The sequence below is a fragment of the uncultured Methanobrevibacter sp. genome, from assembly GCF_902764455.1.
Taxonomy (GTDB): Archaea; Methanobacteriota; Methanobacteria; order Methanobacteriales; family Methanobacteriaceae; genus Methanocatella.
Genome location: NZ_CACWVY010000021.1, coordinates 13,997 through 37,159, shown reverse-complemented (window position 1 = coordinate 37,159; position 23,163 = coordinate 13,997). Strand labels below are relative to the sequence as shown.

The 23,163-nt window shown below is 33.2% G+C and carries 13 protein-coding genes; 12 read left to right on the top strand and 1 reads right to left on the bottom strand.

The genetic code is table 11. The features are described 5' to 3' along the window. The first annotated feature begins 29 nt into the window (after positions 1-29). The 11 genes from uvrA to QZU75_RS07940 all read left to right on the top strand — a co-directional run bounded on the left by uvrA (position 30) and on the right by QZU75_RS07940 (position 14,356). Positions 30-2,918 carry an excinuclease ABC subunit UvrA gene (gene uvrA / locus QZU75_RS07990; protein ID WP_296882858.1) on the top strand — a complete coding sequence of 963 codons (2,889 nt, stop codon included), beginning with the start codon at positions 30-32 and terminating at the stop codon, positions 2,916-2,918. Between the two features lie 124 nt (positions 2,919-3,042). Next, the gene (locus QZU75_RS07985; RefSeq protein WP_394350237.1) at positions 3,043-4,251 is read left to right on the top strand and encodes an ammonium transporter; all 1,209 of its coding nucleotides are present in this window, start codon (positions 3,043-3,045) and stop codon (positions 4,249-4,251) included. A 17-nt stretch (positions 4,252-4,268) separates the two neighbouring features. Further along, positions 4,269-4,607 carry a P-II family nitrogen regulator gene (locus QZU75_RS07980; RefSeq protein ID WP_296882856.1) on the top strand — a complete coding sequence of 113 codons (339 nt, stop codon included), beginning with the start codon at positions 4,269-4,271 and terminating at the stop codon, positions 4,605-4,607. A 216-nt stretch (positions 4,608-4,823) separates the two neighbouring features. Next, positions 4,824-6,323: a DUF2193 domain-containing protein gene (locus QZU75_RS07975; protein WP_296882854.1), complete on the top strand. Its 1,500-nt coding sequence runs from the start codon at positions 4,824-4,826 to the stop codon at positions 6,321-6,323. Positions 6,324-6,332: 9 nt separating this feature from the next. Continuing rightward, positions 6,333-7,106, top strand: coding sequence for an MIP/aquaporin family protein (locus QZU75_RS07970; RefSeq protein WP_296882853.1), 774 nt, complete (start codon positions 6,333-6,335; stop codon positions 7,104-7,106). Positions 7,107-7,253: 147 nt separating this feature from the next. Next, entirely contained in the window at positions 7,254-8,072 is an 819-nt protein-coding gene (locus QZU75_RS07965; RefSeq protein ID WP_296882874.1) for a DUF368 domain-containing protein, read from the top strand. 308 nt (positions 8,073-8,380) lie between these two features. Further along, positions 8,381-9,034, top strand: coding sequence for an SHOCT domain-containing protein (locus QZU75_RS07960; RefSeq protein WP_296882852.1), 654 nt, complete (start codon positions 8,381-8,383; stop codon positions 9,032-9,034). Between the two features lies 1 nt (position 9,035). Further along, a complete protein-coding gene (locus QZU75_RS07955) occupies positions 9,036-9,173 on the top strand; it encodes a hypothetical protein (RefSeq protein ID WP_296882851.1) in 138 nt (45 codons plus the stop codon). Between the two features lie 483 nt (positions 9,174-9,656). After that, positions 9,657-12,248, top strand: a complete 2,592-nt coding sequence (locus QZU75_RS07950) for a DEAD/DEAH box helicase (RefSeq protein WP_296882849.1) — start codon at positions 9,657-9,659, stop codon at positions 12,246-12,248. 6 nt (positions 12,249-12,254) lie between these two features. Beyond that, complete coding sequence (locus QZU75_RS07945) at positions 12,255-13,856, top strand: helicase HerA-like domain-containing protein (RefSeq protein WP_296882847.1); 1,602 nt, start codon at positions 12,255-12,257, stop codon at positions 13,854-13,856. Positions 13,857-13,864: 8 nt separating this feature from the next. Further along, positions 13,865-14,356 carry a hypothetical protein gene (locus QZU75_RS07940; RefSeq protein ID WP_296882846.1) on the top strand — a complete coding sequence of 164 codons (492 nt, stop codon included), beginning with the start codon at positions 13,865-13,867 and terminating at the stop codon, positions 14,354-14,356. Here the strand turns inward: QZU75_RS07940 and QZU75_RS07935 are convergent. Next, on the bottom strand, positions 14,346-14,768 hold the full coding sequence (locus QZU75_RS07935; protein WP_296882844.1) for a DUF123 domain-containing protein: 423 nt from the start codon (positions 14,766-14,768) through the stop codon (positions 14,346-14,348). The two genes, QZU75_RS07940 and QZU75_RS07935, sit on opposite strands and share 11 nt — an antisense overlap. A gap of 80 nt (positions 14,769-14,848) precedes the next feature. Here QZU75_RS07935 and QZU75_RS07930 point away from each other — a divergent pair, with 80 nt between their 5' ends. Continuing rightward, positions 14,849-23,041 (top strand): C1 family peptidase, encoded by an 8,193-nt coding sequence (locus QZU75_RS07930; protein ID WP_296882843.1) that lies wholly within the window; start codon positions 14,849-14,851, stop codon positions 23,039-23,041. The last annotated feature ends 122 nt before the right edge of the window (positions 23,042-23,163 follow it).

The window sequence follows — 23,163 nt, the reverse complement described above, 5'->3', positions numbered from 1 at the left end:
TATTATATAACTAATTTTAGGAGATTATTATGGCAGAAGATTCTAAAAAACAAATTGTCATTAAGGGTGCACGTGAGCATAATCTTCAGGATATTGATGTCAGTGTTCCCCGTGATGAATTCATTGTAATTACAGGTCTCAGTGGGTCCGGAAAGTCTTCATTGGCTTTTGATACAATCTATGCTGAAGGACAGCGCAGATATGTGGAATCACTCTCAGCTTATGCAAGACAATTCCTGGGTCAAATGAAAAAGCCGGAGATGGAATCAATTGAAGGATTGTCACCAGCTATTTCAATAGACCAGAAAACCACAAGAGAAAACCCGAGATCAACTGTAGGTACAATTACAGAAATTTATGATTATTTAAGATTATTATTTGCAAGAATTGGAATTCCTCATTGTCCTAACTGTGGAAAGGAAATCTCACAACAGACTTTAGGTCAGATTGGAGATTCTATAATTGAAGAGGGGGAAGGAATTAAAATCCAGATTCTCTCTCCTATTGTTCGTGATAAAAAAGGACAGTTCAAGGATGTTCTTGAAGATTTAAGAAATAAAGGTTTTGTAAGAGTCCGAGTCGATGGTGAGATAAGGGACTTGGATGAAGATATAGAGCTTGCAAAAACATACAGACATAATATTGATGTGGTTGTTGACAGATTAAAAACCAGAAAGGATGTTGATTTCAAAAGAAGGCTTGTTGATTCTCTTGAAACTGCAGCTGAATTTACTGAAGGTTTGGTTTCAGTCCTGTTTGATAACGGTGAAGAAGAATATGAGAAAAAATACTCCGAACACTTTGCCTGTGTTGACTGTGGAATAAATTTTGAGGAATTAACTCCTAGGATGTTTTCATTCAATGCTCCTCAGGGGGCTTGTCCTGAATGTAATGGAATCGGTTCCAAAATGGAGATTGACCCTGATTTGATTGTTCCTGATAAGACATTAACATTGAATGAAGGTGCAATTGCACCTTGGTCAAAGTCTTCAAAAAGGGAAAATTATTATTATCAAATGCTTGAAGCGGTTTCAAAGCATTTCAATTTCAGTATGGACGTTCCATTCAATGAACTGGACCCTGAATATCAGGATACAATTCTTTATGGATGCAATGATAAGATTCCATTTACTTTTAAAAGAAGAAATAAGTCTTACATGGTAAACCGTAAATTTGAAGGGGTCATTCCAAGAATGGAAAGATTATATCTTGAAACCAAATCAAACTATTCAAGAAAATACATCTCAAAATTCATGAGTGACAGAAAATGTCATGTTTGTGACGGAAAACGTTTAAGGCCGGAAATTTTGGCAGTTACTGTTGGCGGAAAATCAATCATTGATGTTTGTGATATGGCAATCAAGGATTCATATCAATTCTTCCAGGATTTGGAACTGACTGAAAGAGAAAATTTCATTGCAAAAGAAGTTTTAAAGGAAGTTAAAGAACGTTTAAGCTTTTTAGTTGAGGTTGGACTTGATTATCTGTCAATGTCAAGGTCTTCAGGTACTCTTTCAGGTGGTGAAGCACAGCGTATCAGACTGGCCACCCAAATAGGTTCAGGGCTGGTTGGTGTTTTATATATTCTTGATGAGCCAAGTATTGGACTTCATCAAAGAGATAATATTAAACTTATTGAAGCACTTAAAAGGCTTAAGGATTTGGGAAATACATTGGTTGTCGTTGAACACGATGAGGAAACTATTTTATCTGCAGATTATGTTGTAGATATTGGTCCAGGTGCAGGTGAGCACGGAGGTAAGATTGTTGCTCAGGGAAAACCTATTGACATTATGAAAAATCCCGACTCCATTACCGGCCAGTATATTTCAAGAGCCAAAAAAATCGATATTCCTAAAACCAGAAGGGAAGGTAACGGATTGTTTATCAACATCAAAGGTGCTTCTCAAAATAATCTCAAGCATATAGATGTTGAAATCCCATTGGGCAAATTTACCTGTGTAACAGGCGTAAGCGGTTCAGGTAAAAGCAGTTTAATAAATGAAATCCTATATAAAGGGGCTCAGGGAAAACTGGCTAAAAAATTCACTTTTGCAGGAAAATATGATGAAATTGAAGGTTTGGAAAATATAGATAAAGTTATTGCAATAGATCAAAAACCTATTGGAAGAACTCCTAGATCCAACCCTGCGACATATACTGGTGTATTTACAGATATTCGTGATTTGTTTGCAAACACTCCTGAATCAAAAGCAAGAGGCTATAAACCTGGAAGATTCTCATTTAACGTCAAGGGCGGAAGATGTGAAGCATGTTCCGGTGACGGTATTGTTCAAATTGAAATGCACTTTTTGGCTGATGTTTATGTTCCATGTGAAGTCTGCGGCGGTAAAAGATACAATGAAGAGACTTTGGATATAAGATATAAAGGTAAAAATATCTATGAAGTCCTTGAAATGACTGTTGAAGAGGCATTGGAATTCTTTGAAAACATTCCAAAAATCACCAAAAAACTCCAGACACTGTATGATGTGGGACTAGGATATATGAAAATCGGTCAGCCTGCAACAACATTGTCCGGTGGTGAAGCACAAAGAATCAAGCTTGCAAAAGAACTGTCCAGAACAAGTACCGGCAAAACATTGTATATCTTGGATGAACCTACTACAGGTCTTCATTTTGCAGATATTAAAAGATTATTGGATGTTTTAGCCAGACTTACTGATGCGGGTAATTCTGTAGTTGTCATTGAACATAATCTGGATGTTATTAAAACTGCTGACCATATCATTGACCTTGGTCCTGAAGGCGGAGACGGTGGTGGAGAGGTAATTGCTACTGGAACTCCTGAAGACATTGCAAGTGCCGGAACATACACCGGTGAGTTTTTAGAGCGTATGCTTGATGAAAATATAACTCCTTATGCAAAAGAACTGGTAGAAGATATTGGAAAATAATCTCTTCTATTTTTTCTCTATTTTTTTATTTCTTAAATTTTAAATACTATTTTTTACAATATATTTATGTCGGAAAAGGTATTCCGATGTTTTAATTTCATTAATTTTATTTTTAGTGATTATTATGGTGTTAAGTACAGGAAATACTGCCTGGATGCTTGTTGCAACAATTATGGTTTTGCTGATGAGCGTTCCGGGTATTGCATTTTTTTATGGTGGTTTATCCAAAAGAAAAAACGTATTAAACTCGATGTTTCTGTCGCTTATTGCATTTGCGATAGCAAGCATAATATGGATTTTATATGGTTATCAGATAGCTTTTGCTCCTGAAAGTTATGCAGGTATAATTGGAATCCCTCAAAACTTGTTTATGGAAGGGATAGGTGTTGATTCATTAACAGGCACTATTCCTACATTTGTATTTGCAGGTTTCCAGTTAACTTTCGCTGCATTGACTGCAGCTGTCGTTTCCGGTTCGATTGTTGGAAGGATGAAGTCCAGAGCATGGATTTTATTCATTATTTTATGGGTCAGCATAGTTTACATCCCGATATGTCATTGGATTTGGGGTGGAGGATGGCTGATGAACATGGGCGCAATTGATTTTGCAGGAGGAGTTGCCGTTGAGGTCAATTCCGGAGTTTCCGCTCTTGCATTGGCATTAATATTGGGAAAAAGAAAGGACCCTTCATTGCTTCCTCATAACATGGGCTATTCAGTTTTAGGAGCAGGATTTTTATGGTTTGGATGGATGGGATTCAATGGAGGATCTTCTCTTGCCGCTAACGGGCTTGCAGGTTCTGCCATTCTTGTTTCAAATACTGCAGCGGCCGTTGCAATGATTCTTTGGGTCATTTTTGATGTTATAAAAATCGGAAAACCAACAGTTTTGGGCGCAATTACCGGTGCCGTTGCAGGGTTGGTGGCTATTACTCCAGCTTCAGGTTTTGTTACTCTTTCAGGTTCAATAGTTATCGGAATCGGTGCGGCCGTAATATCTTATTTGGCTGTTTACAATCTTAAAGGCAGATTTGGTTATGATGATGCTTTGGATGTATTTGGAGTTCACGGACTGTCAGGTGTCTGGGGATTGATAGCTACAGGTCTGTTTGCATGTCCTGCCATTAATGGAGTGGCCGGGCTATTTTATGGAAATCCCAACCAGTTGATAATTCAGCTGATAGCGGTTGTGGCAACTGTAGTTTACTCATTTGTTGTAAGCTTGCTTATTGCAAAAATATTGGATAAGGTCATAGGTTTAAGAGTTGAAGATAAAGAAGAAATTAGGGGCCTTGATTCTGCATTGCACAAGGAATCAGGTTACAGGATTTAAAAATTATTGGTGATATTATGAAAAGGATTATTGCGGTTATTCGTGAGGAAATGTTTGAAAATGTTAAACATGCACTTTTAACATCAGGTTGTGAAGGAATGAATGTGTCTACTGTAAAAGGAAGGGGCAGACAAACAGGTACTAAAGAATCCTACAGGGGTTCAAGCTACTGTATAGATTTGATTCCAAAAACAAGGGTTGAATTAATTGTTAATGAAGAGGATTTGGAGGATATCATTGACATAATTCTTGAAAGCGCCAGAACAGGTGATGTTGGGGACGGAAAAATATTCGTTTCTGATGTTGAAGAAGTGATTAGGATAAGAACAGGTGAGCGAGGCTCCAATGCAGTTTAGCTGAATTATTTTTTTGAAGTGGTTATTTTTCCACTTTATTTTTTTAATATTGTTTAACTCTTTTTTTATTTGGTTATATATTAATTAGTAACTTTCTTTTTTTTAAAAATTATTTAAACATATTTATGTAATAATATGAATAATTATTTATTAACTAAAGGTAGAAAAGTATTTTATCAATTATACTTGATTTGCCTTTGTTATCAGGTGATAAAAATGAGAGAGTTATATGAGAAAATGATTAACGAGTCAATTTCTGCTCAAAAAGCGGACGTTGCAGTTATATCAGAAAACAGGTACAACGACTTTAAAATTACTGATGCAAAACTTTATGCAGATGTAGTAGCAGGCATGAAAGCATTGGACAATCAGGCAGAATCAGTAATTAACCTGCACAAGGAATCTGTTAAAAACCACTACGAGATTTTATCTTCCATTACAGACACTCTAAAATGTGAAGACGATCCTTTCATAGAACACTTCCAAACTCCTCCTGTATTGGAAATATTATGTGAAGAGGACGGCGAATTTGCTGACAGTGTAGACAAATTCATTCAGGCCATTGCCGATAATGAAGCTCTTGTTGCAAAGGAATCCATTAGAAGATATGGTGGATTTTATGGACCAACATGTGTCGTGGACTTTGCATTAATGCCTGGAAGTACCAGTAATGTTGTAAATCAAATACTTCAAAAAACAGACATTCCTGAAGCTCATAAACAGGCAATTTTATCTGCAAAATCTTGGGGTATGAATACTTCATACGGTATTGGAGATGCATTTGCAAACGCTATTGAAGCCGGTGCAACTGCCGCTGAAGCAACAGAAAAAGAAATTGCAGCACTTCAAATGATTTACAAAACTCCTATTGAAGGTCAGGCCACATTGATGGATGATGCAGACCACTCCTCATTTGATGTAAGGGATTATATGAACAAATACAAAAAGGCAATGACTTCTGCTGTCAAATCTGCAATGGATGATGGAGTGCATTACGGAAACATTGTAACAGTGCCTGCATACTGTGTTGGAGATATCGGACACCACATCGGCCAGTCCACATATAACATGTGTAAGGATGACGTGACTTTAGCTATTGTTCGCTCAACTGCAGATGTTATTGCAAACACATTAACATCCAACTTGGATAATTATAAATCTGAATTTGATGTGCTTAAATTAGCTACAGGTTCATCTGCATGTGCAACAGAATTCATTTTAGAATTGGATGGATTCAATGCACCAATGGTGGTTGATTTATTTTCTAAAAGATTCCATAACTTTGTACAGCAATATCCGACAAGAGGTGCGGCTGCAGAGTTGCACAACTGTGATTTCATGGACATGATTTACAGAGGATTCAATGCAATCAGTGCAGCAAGAAAATTCAGAGCAGGCACCGGCGGAGAATTAGTACCAAAAATCAATGGATTTGCAGTTGATTTAAGTCCTATTTTAGAAAGCGAAATTGTAATGAATCCACAAAGATACACTTATCCTGCATGCGCAATTACAGTAAGATTCTCTTCACTTATGAGATTGGCAGACTATCCATGTCTTTTAACTTCAGAACCTATTACCGCAACCATGATGACAAATATCATTGCACTTAACAAAGAGGCACCAGGGTCACCTGTAAGAGGTTGTAAAAACTGTGCTGCAGCTTCACTTGTGGATAACAAACATGAATACTGTCAATGGAGAGAAGCTGTATAGGTGAGGTAAATGACTTGTAATATAAGAAAAAAATTCTTTGCAGAACTTCTTGGAACATTTTTCCTTGTATTTTTTGGTACAGGATCAGCTGTAGTGACTTTATTGATTTCTGAGAGTGTTACTCCTGGTCTTGCAGGAATCGGACTTTTAGGAGGTTTGGGTGACTGGATTGCTATTGCATTGACATTTGGTCTAACTGTAATGGTATGTATCTATGTGTTTGGAAAGATTTCCGGTGCACACTTGAATCCTGCTGTAACTATTGGGCTTCTTGTAACCAAAAACATTGCTTTGGTTGACAGTATCTATTATATAGTTGCACAGGTTATAGGTGCATGTTTGGCAAGTTTATCTTTATTCTTATGTCTTGGTGCTCCGGCAGTAGCTGTTGGAGGATTAGGTGCAACTGCTCCGGGACTTGGAGTAAGCTACATGCAGGCAATGTTTGCTGAGTTTTTAGGAACATTCTTCCTGATGATGGTCGTAATGGGTGTAGCAGTTGATAAAAAAGCCGAACCTGGCTTTGCAGGAATATCAATAGGTATGACCGTAGCTGCAGTAATTGCGGTACTGGGTGCATTTACAGGTGCTTCAATTAATCCTGCCCGTACATTTGGACCATACTTGATGGATATGATTTTAGGAGGTCAAAACCTCTGGGGATTCTTCCCGATATATCTGGTCGGACCTATTCTCGGTGCAATCTGTGCGGCATTTGCATACGCATACCTTGCAAAAGGCAGTGGAGTTTGTGAACTTCCTCAGCCATTTAATGATGAATAATTCTTTTTGAATTATTCAAATTTTTTTCTTTTTTTCAATAAGCTATTTAAATTAAGTATTACTAATATATATAGTAATTAATTATTGGGTGATAATTTGAGTTTTAATATTAGGGAAGCTTTTTTTATATTTATTCGCGGGCTTTTGATGGGGTCTGCAGACATTGTTCCCGGTGTTTCAGGTGGAACAATTGCACTGATAACTGGAATTTATGGTCATTTGATTGAATCTATCAGTAAAATTAAATTTGCTTTTATAAAACCTCTTTTTAAAGGGGATTTCAAAGGTTTTAAAAATGCTTTGTTGGAAGAAATAGATTTTAAATTCTTTATTCCACTGGTATTGGGTATAGGTATTGCATTTCTAACCTTGGCTAAAGTTGTAACTTACTGTATGGAAGTGCACACTGCATTAACATATTCATTCTTCTTTGGTTTAATTATAGCATCTGCTGTGATTTTATTTAGAAAGCTAAGTAAAATCAGCCTTAAAAATATTTTATTTGCATTTATCGGTTTAATTTTAACTTATATATTCGTAAGTATTAATCCGATTGCAGCAAATCACGCTCTGCCAGTTATATTTATTTCAGGAATGATTGCAATTTGTGCTATGATTTTACCTGGAATTTCAGGATCATTTTTATTACTGTTACTTGGCCAATATGCATACATGCTGGATGCAATTCATGAGCTTCGTATTACAGAACTGGTTGTTTTTGTTATTGGAGCAGTAATTGGTATTCTTGGATTTTCAAAAATCTTAAATTACCTTATTAAAAATCATGAAGAAGTAACCATGGCATTTCTTATTGGTGTAATGCTTGGATCACTAAGGGTTCCGGGTTATGAAATCATGAGTTCAGTTAGTTTAAACTTCGCAAGTTTATTACCTTGCCTTGTTGTTGCAGTTATTGCATTTGTAATTATTATAATTATGGAAACCAAATTTGATTACATTGAGTAGGGTGTGCAAAACTTGCCACCTTACTAAAAATTTTTTTGGATTTTGGTAAGTTTTTTTTATCACAAAATTATTTTTTTTTTATATTTTATCAGTTAACATTTTATTTTTTTAGGTAATAATCACTGTTTTTATTGATTTAACATTAATTTAATTATACCAACACAAACTCCCACCAATATACTCCTGCTTCCAGTTAATAATGAAAGCAAGACAATACAAAGTTACATTCCTGCTTACTAGTGTACTGCATTAGTGAATTTATACACAACTTATATTATCTTTGTGGGATAGATATACTATTGATTGATATGGGATTATTTAGTAACAATAAATCAGAAGAAGAGATATTTGAAGAAGCATTGGCAGAAAATAATATTTTTGAGGGTGTAAGTTGCAAAGTGGTTTTTCCAGTCACTGACCTGAAAATATCTACACATGATGGCTTTACAAGGGGTGTTGCTACATTAACATTAGGTATTGTTGGATGGGCCGCAACTAGTGGTATAAAACAAACAGAACAAAATCGTGTTTTACAAACAGAATTACAGGTTGTTAATAAAGGAATTGTTTTTAAAAAATCAACTAGGGACCAAAAGGATTTAAGAATACCTTATGATAATATTGTAAAAGCCAATCGTAAGGAGGGTATGTTTGAATTCACAATATTATTACTTGAAAATCAAGAAATTCATGTGCATTTGTTTTCTATAAAAGGAGAGCTTAACTCACCATTATATGTAAGAAATCATTTAACAAATATAATCAACGAACGTGCATGTGGTGCTCAATACGAAGAAGGTGGATGGGGTCTTGAACACGGAACAGCAGAACCGCAGGAAACTAAACAGGAAAATGGTTCATTATTGGATGAACTGGAAAGGCTTGGAAATATGTACAAGGAAGGATTATTGACTGATGATGAGTTTGCATTAGCAAAGAAGAAATTACTTGGGGGTGATTAATATGACCAAACAATGCTTTTACTGCAGCTATCCAAACAAAGACAATGCAACACGATGCATCAACTGTGGAATGGAGCTAAACAAGTACTGGGACAAGTCTGGTGACAGGCCACAGCTTGTTGATGAAAGAAAAAAATGATTTTGCTGATTCAAATGTTGTAGTAATATGGTTGAATGTCCAAGATGTGGCTTATTATATCCGGTTTAGAATCAGAATGTGGTGTATGTGGATATCAGCCAAATTTTATGATAGTATACTATAAAATTATTTTTATTATTATGATAGAATAACAACTCACAAAACACTTTTTTTGCTTTTTCTATTATTTGACTTGGTGTAAGTCCTGTTAATCCGTGTATTTCTTTAAATACCAAATAATATGTATTAATTCTTTTTGGTTATATCTTTTTTTGCGGCCTAACATTTGTTTCATTTTTGTGTCTGTTTTTGAAAATTTCACCTTTTTTGACATGCGTATTCTTCATGCCCATGATGTTATATAAAGCTTATCGTAATCAAACATGTTTGCAGCGGATTACATTGACTAATCAATCTTTTACTATTTTTTTATTTTTATTGTTTTTTAAACTATATTAACAATTAGAAATATATTTAAATATAATGCTAGTTTTAAAGAAAGTAAAAAAACAGTGGAGATTATATCCAATAGGTTCTCCAAAAGGAGCTTTAAATCATAAAAGAGAACCTGAATTTGTTGGAAATATCAAATTTTCTCATGAAGGAGATTCATTAGCTATTTCCCGCTTTGTTGCAGATTATAATTTTAAGGATAATTCCACTTTAAATGAAAAACTGCTTCCGCCGGGGGAAGTAATTAAATTATTAAGGTCTCAGGCTGTTTTTCTTGCAACTCCCGATGAAAAGGTTGAGAAATTCTTAAGGTCCTATAACATTAAGGTTAGAAAAACTCAGGTATGTGATTACTGTGCCTTTGAAGGAAACATTACAATTGTAAACTCATCATATTCCTATAAGTATAACGGTCAGCTGATCTGTAAGGACTGTGCGCATGACACAATAAAAGAAGAGCTTAAACTTCAGGGATTTGATACAAGCATTTTCAGAAACCTTAAAAAAACCCTGGAAAAGACAGGAAGTTTGGAAAAGACTTTATCTGTTCTGGACCCTCACTTTGATGCAATAAAAAACAGAAATTTAACATTGTTTGACAAGACCCGAAAATCAAAGCATATCATACCTCCAGTTGATATGAAAAGACTTAAGATACCTAAAGACTTTAAGCAGGTTCTTCTGGATTCCGGCAACACAAAATTGCTGCCTGTTCAGTATCTGGCCATTAAGGAAGGCCTTCTTAAGGGTGAAGATTTGCTTGTCGTAAGTGCAACGGGATCTGGTAAAACTTTGGTTGGAGAGCTTGCAGGTATTACAGAAGCTCTAAAAGGTAAAAAGTTCGTATTTCTCACACCTCTTGTTGCTCTTGCAAATCAGAAATACCGTGATTTTAAAAAGAAGTATTCAAAGTTGGGTCTTAAAGTTGCAATTAAGGTTGGAAGAAACAGAGTCAAGGCAAAAGGTGAGCTGAATTTGCCGGATTCTGATGTGTCCAAAGCGGATATTGTAGTTGCAACCTATGAAGGAATAGATTATCTTTTAAGAAATGGAAATTCATCATCCCTGTCTAATTTGGGAGTTGTTTTGATTGATGAAATTCATATGATTGATGATGAAGACCGTGGGACCCGTCTTAACGGTTTGATAAAACGTATAAAGCATTTATATCCTAAGACTCAAATTATCGGTCTATCAGCTACTGTTAAAAATCCTGAATTTTTAGCTTCTGAATTCAACATGAAACTTGTTAAATATGATGAAAGGCCGGTTCCGTTGGAGAGACATTTGGTTTATGTGAGAAATGAGTCTCAAAAACGCCATCTCATGCAAAGGCTTGCTAAAAGGGAATTCAATACAAAATCCAAAAAGGGTTACAGGGGTCAAACCATAATATTTACAAATTCCAGGCGTAAGACTCATCAAATTGCTAATTTCTTAAATAATAAACGTGTTAATGCAAAGGCATACCATGCCGGTTTGTCCTATTATAAAAAGGAAAAAATTGAAAAGGATTTTGATAAAGGTAAAATATCCTGTGTTGTAACGACTGCAGCTCTTGCAGCAGGTGTTGACTTTCCGGCTTCACAGGTAATATTTGACTCTCTGGTTATGGGAAACAAATGGATTAATCCGAATGAATTCTCACAGATGCTTGGGCGTGCAGGAAGGCCTTCCTATCACGACCGGGGAATTGTTTATCTAATTCCTGAAGTTGGAAATGATTTTGCAGGAGAATCTGAAGAGGCAATGGCACTGGATTTACTTGAAAGCAATAGTGAAGATGTCTACATAGAGTATGATGAGGATTCAGCATATGAACAGATTCTTGCAGATATTTCGTCAACATCCATAAAGTCAATGGATGAGCTGAACAAGTTTTACAAAAACATTGATGTTCCCATCAGTATTAAAATAGCTGTTGATGAAATGGATGATTTGGGATTAATAAATAAAAGTTTCAACAACAAACTGGAAGTTACCAAGTATGGTAGAGCCACATCAGTTTCATTTTTATCAATTGATGATGCAGAGTTTATCAAAAATACATTGAATGATTATAACTATTTAAAACGTTATGTTGGCTTGTCGCCGATGTATAAGAAAAAGGATAAGTATGACAAGCTAAAAGTATTAATATTGGCAATGGCACTTGATTTGGAAATGTTTGAAAATGCGTATCTTTCAAGTGTTATTCACAATCAGATTGCAAATGCCCTTAAAATCAAGTTTTCAACAAGACTCTTTGCAGAATCCACTCTTGATATAATTTCGTCAGGTGAAGCAATAGAAAAAGTTGATAAAAAATTCCAGGATGCGTTGATTGGTCTTCAAAGTGATTTCATGCAGTGCAGATGTCAGGACAGGCCATTCTGCAGCTGTATGCAAAGGGGAATTTCAGAAGTTATAGTTCACGAAAGACTTAAAGGCAAGGACCCTCAAGATATATCAAATAAGTTATTTAGAAAGTATCAGATTCAGGTTTATCCTGGTGATATTTTTTCATGGCTTGATAATTTTGTAAAAAACTTGGATGCAATAAAAAGAATAGCTAAAGCTTATAACAGACAGAATATTGTCAAAAAAACTAATTATTTAATTAAAAAAATAGAAAACGGGTGAATACGAATGTATGCAGAAGATAAAATATTGATTGGCTGTAATGAGAATGAAAAAGTGTTTTTGTTACCTAAACTGGCTAACAGACACGGACTAATAGCAGGAGCAACCGGAACAGGTAAAACAATTACTTTAAAGACTCTTGCAGAATCATTTTCAGACATGGGAGTTCCTGTATTTTTAGCAGATATGAAAGGAGATATTTCAGGTCTTGCCAAAATCGGTTCTGAAACTGAAAAAATCAAGACAAATGTTGAAAATTATGGGCTTGCAGATATGGGATTTAAATATCAGGCATATCCTGTTGAATTCTGGGATTTGTTTGGCGAAAAAGGCCTTCCTGTACGTGTAACATTATCTGAAATGGGACCTACACTTCTTTCCAAAATCTTAAACTTATCTGAAGCACAATCAGGTGTTTTAAATATTGTATTTAAGGTTGCTGATAATAATTCATTACCTATAATCGATTTAAAAGATTTAAAAGCAATGATTAATCATGTTGTTGAAAATAAAGCGCAGTATGAAAGCGAATATGGTGCAATAGCTGAAAAATCAGCAAATACAATTCTGAGAAGCTTAATCACTCTCGAAGACCAGGGCGGAAATGACTTCTTTTTTGAACCTTCACTTGACTTGAATGATTTTATCAGGGTGGATGAAAACGGAAAAGGTATCATTAACATACTGGATGCTCAAAAACTCTCACTTTCTCCTGAAATATACTCAACATTTCTTTTATGGATGCTTTCCGAACTCTTTGAGAATTTACCTGAAGTAGGAGATATGGACAAACCTAAATTTGTATTCTTCTTTGATGAGGCACATCTTTTGTTTGATGACATGTCTGCCGAATTCGGTAAAAAAATAGAGCAGATTGTAAGGCTAATCAGATCAAAAGGTGTGGGATTGTACTTTATTTCACAGTCTCCTGCAGATATTCCTGATGATATCTTGGCACAATTGGGTAACAGAGTCCAGCATGCCCTTCATGCATACACTCCAAAAGACCAGAAAGCTGTAAAGGTAGCTGCTGAAACATTCAGACCAAATCCTGACTTTAATACTTCTGATGTAATATCTGAACTTGGAATAGGGGAAGCACTGGTATCTGTACTTGATGAGAAGGGTGTTCCTGGAATTGTTCAAAAAGTCGACATTGTACCTCCTCAAAGTTATATTGGAGCCATTGATGATTCAATGAGAACTGAGTTAATTAATCTCTCTGAACTTAAATCCAAGTACTGGGAACCGGTTGACCCTGAGTCTGCATATGAACTGTTGTTGAATAAAATTGAAGAGGATTCCAATCTTGAAAGCGAAGTGGTGCCTGAAACCAAGGAAGCTATTGAAGAAGCAATAGAACAAAATCATGAAGCACCTGTTGAACAATCTACTCAAGCTGAAGAATCTGCTCCTGAACAGCCTGCATTCGGTTTAGGCGACATTTTGGGAACTGTATTAGGAGGGGGTCAACAGACCACAGGAAAAAGAGCTAAAAAATCTGAAACCCAAAAAATGGCTGAAAGAGCAGCCTCACAGGCAGCAAATACTGTTGCACGTGAAGTTACAAAAGGAATCATGAGAGGAATCTTCGGACAAATGAAATAGGTGATAAAATGCCCCATCCTCACAAGAATGCAATAGCTGAAATGTCAGCTTCATCTTTAATCGGCATAATTGAAGAGTCTAAAATGACTTATGTCCGTGAAAATTTAAGCATATTCCTGCATGAAAGTCAAATTAAACTCCTGAAACAGGTTAAAAAACATGAAAAACCTCATCACAAACGAATTAGAATTAAACAGTTTGAAAAGGCTAAAAAGGATGATTTGTTTAATCTGCATTTGGGTTTGTATTTGAAAAAATATCAAAAACTTGAAAAATATGGCCTGATTGAAATTGACCTGAATCCTGATAACGGCCTAGAGTATGACTGCACACTGACTTCCAAGGGACTGGAAATTTTAGCAGAAATTGCCGACTTGGAAAAAGATTGGGAAAGTGTAGTCAACATTAACGATGAAGATTTGGAAGTTTTAAGGAAATTGGCACTGGATTCTTTTGAAATTTCATATAAACACAAGAAAAACAGGGAATTTATCTTCTGAAATATTTGAATTCCATAGCTATTGAATCATATGCATTTTCAACACATTCAATAGCTTCTTTTCTATTTTTAAAATAATACAGATGGCTTTCACATTCACAGTCAGAGCATCCAAAGCCTTGTGTGCAGGTTGCTTTTTTTGAAATGTAGTGTGACAGTTTGCATTCTATCTTTTTTGTTGATTCATTGAATATTACTTCTTCGATTTCAGATTCTTTTAAAAAATAGTCAATGTGCCAATGCATCTTTTTTTCATCACTCAAGTGTCTGTTTATTCGTGATTCAAGTGAATTCATAGCTGAACCGACATAGACATAATATCCTTTATCAAACTCGATTTTACCTAATTTTTTACCAATTTTAATTTTTGAGGTATTATTCAAATTGATTATCAGACAGTATGTTCCTTTCATAGTAATTCATTTAAGTAAAGTTGATTATTTATAATATTATTTACATAAATTATATATTATATATTGTTGGAGGGAAAGTTTTGTACAAAAAGTATGTCATTTTTGCATTTTTGCTGCTTCTCATTATTCCATTGAGTTTTGCAGCGGATAATGAAACAGCACTGACAGTTGATAGTGATGATTCACTTGTCGTTCCTAATTCAGAGGATGTCCTAAAAGCTTCAAATGATTATTATTTCAATGCATCAGCTGAAACAGACGGTAACGGGTCACTGGATAATCCTTTTAAATATCTGACTGCTGATAGAATCAAAGCTAATTGCAATATTCATCTTTCCAATGGTGAATATCAATTGGACAAAGCAAAATCCATTGATAAAGTCAATATTTACGGTAGTGATGTTGAAAAAACAATAATACAATATAATGGTATAGGTTTTACAGTAAGCAGCAGTCTGACAATTCAAAATGTGACTTTTACAGACATGTCAATTACCAATTATGGAGATATTACTGCAAATAATACTGTTTTTAGCTATGGTTCTGGTTCTAAGCCTGATGACTATGGAAATAACTTCGGAGGAGCAATATATTCTCATGAAAGTTACCCGAATGCCCATGTAACTCTAAATAACTGTACTTTTGAACATAATTTTGCAGTTTATGGCGGTGCAATCTATATGGGTAACGGTTATCTTGAAGTAATTGATACAATTTTCAATTCAAACATGGCATATAATTACGGTGGGGCGATAGCCTGTGAAAAAGCAAAAAATGTAACTATTTCCAAATCCAAGTTTTATAATTCAATATCTGTAGATGACGCCGGCGGAGCTATTTATCTAAGATTATCTCCTTTTACAGGAAAAAGCATTGAATTTGTAAATTCCTCTTCAACATTCGGTTCAGCTATTACTTCACTTAACTCAGCGGTTTCAATTGCAAATGCCAATTTTGAAAATAACTCTGCTAAATGGGACGGTGGTGCAGTTTATCACATGTACGGTGATTTTACCCTAACAGGTTCCAAGTTCACAAATAACTCAGCACGTAACGGGGGTGCATTATTTATTGATAATTCAACTTCATTATATATGAGATCCAATATATTTACCAACAACACAGCATCTTATGCCGCAGGGGCTATTTATTCTCTTTTAAATAAATTAAAAAGCCCTATTGAACCATATAACATTTTTAAGGATAACTTTGCATATTATATGGATGACATCTTTGATACATCCCAACTCAATTTGACAATTGGAAATGGAAACTATAGTATGTATAAAGCAAATCCTGTTGAAATTGAAGTTCTGCCTTCAAAATATAATCTGATTGATGAAGGATACACAACACCTGTTAAAAACCAGGAATCAGGAGGTAATTGCTGGGCATTTGCTGCAATAGCGGTTATAGAGTCATGTATTTTAAAGGCAAACGGTACTTCCATAGATCTCTCAGAAGAAAACATGAAAAATTTAATGGCATTATACTCAGATTATGGATGGAATTATGATGTAAATTCAGGAGGTAATGATTATCTTGTTCGGGGATACCTTACAAGTTGGTTAGGTCCTGTTTTGGAAATCGATGATTTGCATGATGACAATTCAGCAGTTTCCCCAGTAATTGACAGTATATTGCATATTCAAAATATCCTATTTTTAAAACGTGACAATTTCACTGAAAATGATGCAATTAAAAAAGCGTTAATGCAGTATGGTGCAGTTTCAACTTCTTTTGCTTTTTATTACAGTTATTTGAGGAATAATAATTATTATTGCTATAATGTCATGGATTGTAATCATGCAGTAACCATTGTAGGATGGGATGATAACTATTCTAAATCAAACTTTTACAGGGGAAGTTCTATTGAAGGTGATGGTGCATGGATTGTAAAAAACAGCTGGGGTCCGAATTGGGGAAATAAAGGATATTTCTACGTTTCATATTATGATAAGAACTTTGCAAGACCTGGAGTTAGTGATGCTTCTTATACAATAATCTTTAATGACACTATAAAATATGATAAAAACTATCAGTATGATATTTCCGGAATGAGTGATTACTTTTTAAACTCTTCCAGTTCTGTTTGGTATAAAAATATGTTTGAAGCAACAGATGATGAATATCTTGCTGCAGTTTCAACTTATTTTGAAAAAAATACTAATTGGACAGCTTATATTTATGTAAATGATGAGCTAAAACTTGTTAAAGAAGGAAAATCCAATCCAGGTTACTATACAATTGACCTGAATCGTCTCATTCCGTTAAATATTGGAGATGTTTTTGAAGTTGTTTTCAATATAAAAGTTGACAGTGAAGCTGCTTTTCCAATATCTGAGGCAACTAACTTTAACAAATTAATATATAAACCAGGAATTTCTTATATGAGTTATGACGGTGAAAACTGGCAGGATTTATTTGAGCTTTCCTGGACATATCCTGGACATTACTATCTTTCACAGGTGGCATGCATTAAAGCATTCACTGTTTTGGATGAAATTAAAACCACTTTGAATTTGACTGTAGAATTCAACAATCAAAATCCTGCAAATATCACTGCAAAAGTTTTAGATCAATACGGAAATCCTCTAAAAAGCGGTGAAGTAACATTCAATGTAAATAATGATTATTACAGTGTTAATGTTGTAGATGGAATTGCCCTGCTTCATTATGCTTTTTCAGAAGTTTTTAACAATATCTACGCACTATTTGAAAGTGACGGCTATATATCTTCACAAAATTACACAGATTTCTTCATTGAGAAATATAAATTAGGCATTGATTTCAATATAACTCAAAAATTGAATAATATCGTCCTTGATATAATAGCTATGGATAAAATCAACAATACAGCTAAACTCTTTATCAATGAACAGGAGTATATAATTACCTTTGCTGACGGAAAATACTCATTGAACTTAACGGAATTGGAAAATGGAATATATAATTTAACATTAGATATCACATTCCCATTCGAATCAATATATGAAAATAACACTGTAAACGGTACCTTTGTAATAGATATGAAAAACTCAAAAATCCTTGCAGGGGATTTGCTAATCACAGATGAGGATGAAATGAATTACACAGTATTTTTATTTGATGAAAATGATAATCCTCTTTTAAATAAGACTCTTGAAGTAATTCTGAATGGTGAAATCTATAATCTGACAACTGACGGTGATGGTCGTGCTGTAATGCCATTGAATTTAAATCCTGGCTCATATAATGTTGACATTAATTTTAAAGGGGACAATAATTACTTCAATTCAAATGCAACATCAAATATTGTACTTAAAAGACATGTTTTAATTGATTTAGGAATTGATAAAGTTCGAAATAACATAACCTTAAACATTAACATTTCAAAACAAATAAATGATACATTAACTGTTGTAATTAACAATAAAACAGAAATAATTGAAGTTAAAAATGGTACATCTTCATTAAATTTAATTAATTTGGATAATGATGTTTATAATGTTACTGTTGATATAAATGGTCTATTTTATGTTTATGATAATGATTCAACCGGTTTTATAGTTGATGTAAGGCGCACACAAATTATTGCAGATGATGCAGTAATATCAGATGAAGGTCAAAATTATACTGTTCTATTAGTGGATGAATTTAACAATACTCTGTCAAATAAGTCTGTTGAACTTGTTGTGGATGGAATGACTTATAATGCATTCACTGACATTAACGGTCAGGCAGTATTTTTAGTTGAGTTAAATGTTGGAGATTATGTTTCAGCCATTAACTTTAATGGAGATAATGATTATATAGAATCAGATTCTTCAAGTAATTTCAAGGTTAAAACAAAAGTGGATATAAATTTAACCTCTGTGGTCACTCAGAATAATGTCCTGGTTTCAATAAACATATCTAAAATGATTACTGACTATTTGACATTAATCATTAATAATGATACAACCACAGTTAAAGTCATTAACGGAATGGCAAGACACAGATTATTCAATTTGGAAAATGGTATATATAATTTATCCGTTAACTTGAATAATGATATTTACATGTATAATGAGGTTTTATCAGAATTTGAAATTGATGTTATTCATACTCAGATTTTAGCAGAGGATTTAATAACTGATGATGAAAGTACTCTAAATTATACAATTTATCTGATGGGTAATGATGGCAATCCTGTTTTAAATAAGTCTTTTGAAATAAATATGAATGGAAGTTATTATAATCAAAAAACCGATGATGACGGTAAAATAATCCTTCCTTTAAATCTCAAATCAGGCATATATGCTTTAAACATTGCATTTAAAGGTGATGATAAATATATCGGATCAAATAATTCAACAACAATTAAAGTCAAAACAAAAGTAAATCTTGGTATGGAAATTGATAAATTTGCCAATAATGTTACTTTGACTTTTAATTTGTCTAAAGCTGTTAATGATACTTTAAATGTTGTAATTAATGATGATTCTTATCTTGTTGGTGTTGTTGATGGTGTTGGTTATTTAAGTTTCTTTGATTTGGTTAATGGGGTTTATGATGTTAGTGTTAATTTAGACGAAGATGATTATGAGTTTGATGTTGCAGAAGCTCAATTTGTAATTGATATGAAAGAAATTAACATTTTGTGTGATGATATTGTTATTAATGATGAAGATTATTTCATTTATAATGTTACTTTAATTGATGGTAATAATCAGTTAATTGTTGGTAAAGAAGCTGAAATTATATTGGATGGTGCTGTTATTAATAATAAAACTGATAGTAATGGTCAGATTTTTATTCCAATTAATTTAACTTCTGGAATTTATACATTGACTGTCAATGTTGCTGGTGATGATTCTTATTTCAAAAACACTTCCTCCAGTGTTATAAATGTTAAAAGTAAAGTTGTTATTGATTTAAGTATTGATAAATTTGCCAATAATGTTACTTTGGCTTTTAATTTGTCTAAAGCTGTTAATGATACATTGACTGTTGGAATTAATATTGATTCTTATGGTGTTGGTGTTGTTGATGGTGTTGGTTATTTAACTTTGTTTGATTTGGTTAATGGAATTTATGTGGTTAATGTTGGTCTAGATGATAATATTTATGATTTTAATGCTGTAAGTGGTCAGTTTGTTGTTGATGTTAGAAAAACTGAGATTATAATGGATGATTTATTCATTAATGATGAGGATTTCATCAATTACACAATTTCTCTCATAGATGAAGATTTAAATTCCATAAAAAACAGGTCAATTATAATTAATTTAAATGGGACTGTTTATAATTTATTTACAGACATGAATGGTCAAGTTGTAATTCCAGTTAACTTAAAACCTGGAAATTATGAAGTTACAACTGAGTTTATGGGCGATGATTCTTATTTCAAATCCAGTAGCAGCAGCGTTGTTAAAGTCAAATCTAAAGTAACTATTAATTTAAATTGGAATATGTTTTTAAATAATGTTGATTTGGTATTTAATATGTCTAAAGCTGTTAATGATACTTTGACTATTAATTTAAACAATAATTCTTATGTTGTTAGTGTTGTTGATGGTGTTGGTCGTTTAAGTTTGTTTGATTTGGCTAATGGGGTTTATGATGTTAATGCAGCTCTAGATGATAAGGTTTATGATTATGATACTGTAAGGGATAAGTTTGTTGTTGATGTTAAGGAAACTGTGATTTTATTGGATGATTTAGTTATTAATGATGAGGATTTCATTAATTACACAATTTCTCTAACTGATGGGGAGGGTGATGCTCTTTTAAATAGGTCTGTTGCTTTAACTATTGGTGGACAATTTTATAATTTAACTACTGATAGTAATGGTCAGGTTATTATTCCAGTTAACTTAAAACCTGGTAGTTATGAAGTTAAGGCTGAATTTATGGGTGATGATTCTTATTTCAAATCTATGAACAGTAGTGTTATTAATGTTAAATCTAAAGTTGTTATTTTCTTAAATAGAAGTATTTCTTTAAATAATGTTGATTTGGTATTTAATTTGTCTAAAGCTGTTAATGATACTTTGACTATTAATTTAAACAATAATTCTTATGTTGTTAGTGTTGTTGATGGTGTTGGTTGTTTAAGTTTGTTTGATTTGGCTAATGGGGTTTATGATGTTAATGCAGCTTTAGATGATAAGGTTTATGATTATGATACTGTAAGTGATAAGTTTGTTGTTGATGTTAAGGAAACTGTGATTTTATTGGATGATTTAGTTATTAATGATGAGGATTTCATCAATTACGCAATTTCTCTAACTGATGGGGAGGGTGATGCTCTTTTAAATAGGTCTGTTGCTTTAACAATCGGTGAGCAATATTATAATTTAACTACTGATAGTAATGGTCAGGTTATTATTCCAGTTAACTTAAAACCTGGTAGTTATGAAGTTAAAGCTGAATTTATGGGTGATGATTCTCATTTCAAAACCAGCAATGTCAGTTCTATTAATGTCAAATGCAAAGTCTCAATTGATTTAAGCATTGAAAAATCAGCAAATAATCTCAGTATGACTATTGATTTATCCAAATCCATAAATGATACATTAACTGTTGTAATCAATAATAAAACCTATGAAATTACTGTTGATGATAATCAGGCTTCTTTAAGTCTATCCAATCTCGAAAATTCAGTTTATGATGTTTATATCAGTTTAGATGAGGATTTCTATGATTTCAATCATATTGAATCTCAGTTTATAATTGATTTTAAACAATCAAGAATAATTGCAAATGATTTGACAGTTACGGAAAATGAATTGGCTATTTTCAATATAACCTTGATTGATGAAAATTCAAATCCTGTAACTAATCGTTCTGTTGAATTTAACTTGAATGGAAAAGATTATATCAAAACTACTGATATGAACGGTAAAGCATCATTATTGGTTTATTTAAGTGAAGGAATCTATGATATTATCTCACAATTCAGAGGCGATGATAACTATTCCAAATTCTCTATTACAAATAAAATCATGGTTGAAGCTCTTAAAAACACTACTGCCAGTCCTGATAATTTCATCACGGATACTATAATTAAATTAAACTCTTCATTCCCAAATGAAACATTTGTAGTAACAATTAATGATAAAATCTACTCTGTGGATGTTAACAATTTCACTGAAGCCCTGCCGTTGAATAATATTTCAAATGGAATTTATGATGTAACTATATCCTTGAATGACACTGATGATCCATATTTCAAAAATATTACTTCTCAATTTGTCATTGACATTAAGGATTCTAAAATCATTTCAGCTGATTTAACAGCTTATCATAATTACAAATCCACTTATTCAATCATATTAACTGATTTGGATGGTAATGCTTTAGCAGGTAAACTTGTAGCATTTGATTTAAATGGTGTAAGGACAAGTGTGCTTTCAGATGGGTATGGTCAGGCTATTTTTGAGTTTGAGCTTCCTGTTGGAACATATTATATTAACGTCAGCTATTCCGGTGATGTTTATCAGTATTATTCCAGTTCAGTTTCCAATTTAATCATTGTTAAAAGTGCAATTGTTGAAATTGATTCAACAACAAAGACATACAACTCTAAATATATGGTTAAATTCCTTGATAATGCAGGAAATCCTTTGAGAAATTCAAATGTTGTCTACACTATAGATGATGTGACCTATGTAAAAAGCACTGACGCACAGGGATATTTATCTGCAGATATTTTACAAACTCCGGGTAATCATACATTAACATTAACAAATCCAATCAATAATGAAACCCTGACTAAAAATATCTCTGTTATACCTAGAATTGCTCAGAACAATAATCTGGTAATGTATGAATATGCTGGAAAATACTATAAAGTTTTAGTCCTTGATGATAACGGAAATCCGGTTAAATCAGGTGAAATCGTTCAAATGATTTTAAACGGCAAGACATATAATGTAAAAACAAATGTTGATGGTTATGCTTCACTTAAAGTTAATTTGAAAAATAAAGTATACACAATAACCACTAAATATAAAGGATATTCTGTATCAAATAAAATCACCGTTAAACCGGTTTTGATTACTAAAAATGTAGCTGTAAAATATGGTAAAAAAATCACCTTTAAAGTTAAACTATTGGATAAGAAAGGTAAGATTTTAAAGAATAAAAAAATCACTTTCAAGTTTAGAGGCAAAAAATACATTGTAAAGACTAACAAAAAGGGTTATGCTACATTAACACTTAAACTTAAATTAAGAGCTGGAAATTATAAAATATATACTTCTTACGGCAAATCAAAAGCCACAAATAAAATTACAATCAAAAAATAATAGGTTTAATTTTAAACCTGTTAACTATTTTTTTTTAAAGATATCAAATTTATTTGAAAAGTATATATAATTTGATTTACATAAATATTTAGCATATATTTTATATTTTATCAATAAAGGTT